Annotated in this window: 3 protein-coding genes; all 3 read left to right on the top strand. The window is 44.5% G+C overall.

Annotation, left to right across the window (positions count from 1 at the left end; genetic code table 11):
• Nucleotides 1-127 precede the first annotated feature (127 nt).
• Complete coding sequence (gene tnpA, locus RTX25_RS14435) at nucleotides 128-478, top strand: IS66 family insertion sequence element accessory protein TnpA (RefSeq protein WP_397428565.1); 351 nt, start codon at nucleotides 128-130, stop codon at nucleotides 476-478.
• Nucleotides 478-834 carry an IS66 family insertion sequence element accessory protein TnpB gene (gene tnpB, locus RTX25_RS14430; protein ID WP_312654611.1) on the top strand — a complete coding sequence of 119 codons (357 nt, stop codon included), beginning with the start codon at nucleotides 478-480 and terminating at the stop codon, nucleotides 832-834. The genes tnpA and tnpB overlap by 1 nt, the downstream gene beginning before the upstream one ends.
• Before the next feature lie 118 nt (nucleotides 835-952).
• Nucleotides 953-2,545: an IS66 family transposase gene (gene tnpC, locus RTX25_RS14425; RefSeq protein ID WP_312654610.1), complete on the top strand. Its 1,593-nt coding sequence runs from the start codon at nucleotides 953-955 to the stop codon at nucleotides 2,543-2,545.
• The last annotated feature ends 105 nt before the right edge of the window (nucleotides 2,546-2,650 follow it).

Here is a 2,650-nt window from a genome sequence, read left to right as displayed (position 1 = left end):
CATTAAAAGCATGGATTTAAAGCAGTGTGGATCCATGAGATAATCTTCTTGATTAAACAGTTTTAATCTCAGCTATGCATGCTTAGCCAAGGTTAAAACCGTAAGGAGATGATTACTATTGGCAACTATGAGAAAGGTACGTCATGAAATGCTGAAAGCAAAATGGATCGAGATTATCAGAGAGCACAGCAAAAGCGGTTTAGCCATCAGAGCGTGGTGTGAATTGAATCAGATATCCGCAGCCAGTTTCTTTTACTGGAGCAGAGTAATCCGTCAGGATTCCCTTGTGAAAGCTGGAACTATGGCTGTAACGGGTCAGGCGCAGTTTGCTGAGATTACATCCGATGTTAAAGGATTTTCATCGAACAGAAATGAAATCTGTGCTGTGATCCGATCTCATGGAAATGAAATTGAGATCCACAACGGTGCGGACTCCACTACACTTGAATCTATACTGAGACTTATTGGTCGATCGTAATGAAAGTAAGATTTCCCGAGGATATTCGTATCTTCCTCGCCTGCGGACATACTGATATGAGAAAGTCCATTGATGGCCTTGCGGCCACTGTCAGTCAGACCTACAACCTGAATCCTTTTGAGAATGCTCTGTTTCTGTTCTGTGGTAAGAGAAGGGATCGAATAAAAGCTCTTTTCTGGGAAGGTGACGGATTCCTGCTTTTATACAAAAGGCTGGAAAACGGAAGTTTTCAATGGCCTCGTACCAGTGATGAAGCCAGGGAAATCACGCCTCAGCAGTATCGCTGGTTAGTAGAAGGGTTATCCATAGATCAGAAGAAAGTTATACAAAACATTGACAGCAAACGGGTACTGTAACATCGCTGAAACCACTGTAGAATCAGTAGTTTCAGCGATGTTTTCCGTGCATTTCAAAGTGGATTGTGATATAATATTAGTAGATTTTAAATATAAGTAATACATGAGGTTAATTATAATGAAAGCTTCTGATACATCTGCATTAATCGAAGTAATCAAAGAACAGAATAAGACTATCGAATCTCTACGTAAAACCATCGAAGAGATGAGTTCAAATACCAAAATTCTGCGTGAGCAGATTGATTATCTCAACAAAAAGCTTTTTGGAACAAAGAGCGAAAAGACGGCCGCACTGACCGGCCAGATTGTGATGGATGAAGTTTTCGAGCACGGTCAGTTTGACGAAGCGGAAACGGAGGCCGATCTTGAAGCTGATGCTGAGGAGGATATCATCCTGAAGAAAGCATCAAAAAAAGGTTATTCCAGAGAGAAGGCATTAATCCATCTTCCAAGGGAAGAAAAACTCTATACGCTGGCCGAAGAAGACCGAGTCTGCTCCATAGATGGAGACAGGCTGTTTCCAGCCGGCAAGAAATATCTCAGAACAGAAATTGAATATACTCCTGCATCAATGAAGCTTGTGGAAATCTATACCGAAACTGCTGAGTGCCGAACCTGCCGCCGTGAGGACAGAAGTTATATGAAGCAGGCGGAAGTCGATCAGCCGGTGCTCCAGCATTCGATGGCTTCACCCTCCAGCGTGGCATGGACCATGTACCAGAAATATGTTAATCATGTTCCGCTCTATCGACAGGAGAAGGACTGGCATAACCTTGGTCTTGAAATCCGACGTAACACACTTTCCAGCTGGATTATCAAGACATCTAGTGAGTGGCTCAGCCCCGTAGTCGCACGACTACGAAAGAAGCTGCTGGAAGAGGCCTACATTCATGCGGATGAAACATCGGTTCAGGTGATGAAAGAGCCGGGACGGAGCAATACGAGCAAGTCCTATATGTGGGTCTACGCAACAAGCCGACACACTGAGCGACCTATCAGAATCTTTGATTACCGTGCCGGTCGCGCAGGTGCCCATGCATCAGAGTTCCTGGAAGGTTTCCGTGGCTATCTGCACACGGATGCTTACGCCGGTTATGAAAAGGTAAAGGATGTCACTCGCTGTCTCTGTTGGAGTCACAACAGGCGCTACTTTCATGATGCGCTACCCAAAGATCTCAAAAGTGCGGAAGCAACACTGCCTCGTGAAGGAATAAGCTTCTGCAACAAACTATTCAGAATTGAAGAGTCATGCAGGGATCTTTCTCCTGAAGAGCGTAAAATTAAACGTCTTGAACTTGAGACGCCAGTACTCGAGGCTTATTGGTCATGGGTTGAAAAGAATGCGGATAAAGTCTTGCCTAAATCAAAAATCGGCAAAGCTTTCCAGTATACCCGGAATCAAAGAGCAGGGCTGATGAACTATCTGGAAGACGGGCACTGTGAGATCTCCAACAATATTGCCGAGAACAGTATCCGGCCATTCACTGTAGGAAGGCGTAATTGGCTCTTCTCAGGCAGTCCGAAGGGCGCTTCTGCAAGTGCCATCGTGTATAGTCTGGTAGAAACAGCAAAGGCCAATGGTCTGAATCCATATAAATATCTCAATCTCCTTCTGGAAATGCTTCCTCGGTACTCCGTCGAAGAAAGATCCGAGGGAATCGAACAACTCCTCCCCTGGAATCCCCAGGTCAAGAAAGCTTGTTCAACATAATCATAATTTTAAGGCGACCGCGAGGTCGCCTCTTGTTATATACTGCCTAATAATTATCCCATATTTGACTTTCGAAAAATATCCATCCGATTAATGACCGCTTAC

Source organism: Proteiniclasticum sp. (assembly GCF_032054185.1).
Lineage (GTDB): Bacteria > Bacillota > Clostridia > Clostridiales > Clostridiaceae > Proteiniclasticum.
The sequence above is the reverse complement of the archived record's forward strand: the minus strand, read 5'-3'. Positions and strand labels throughout refer to the sequence as shown.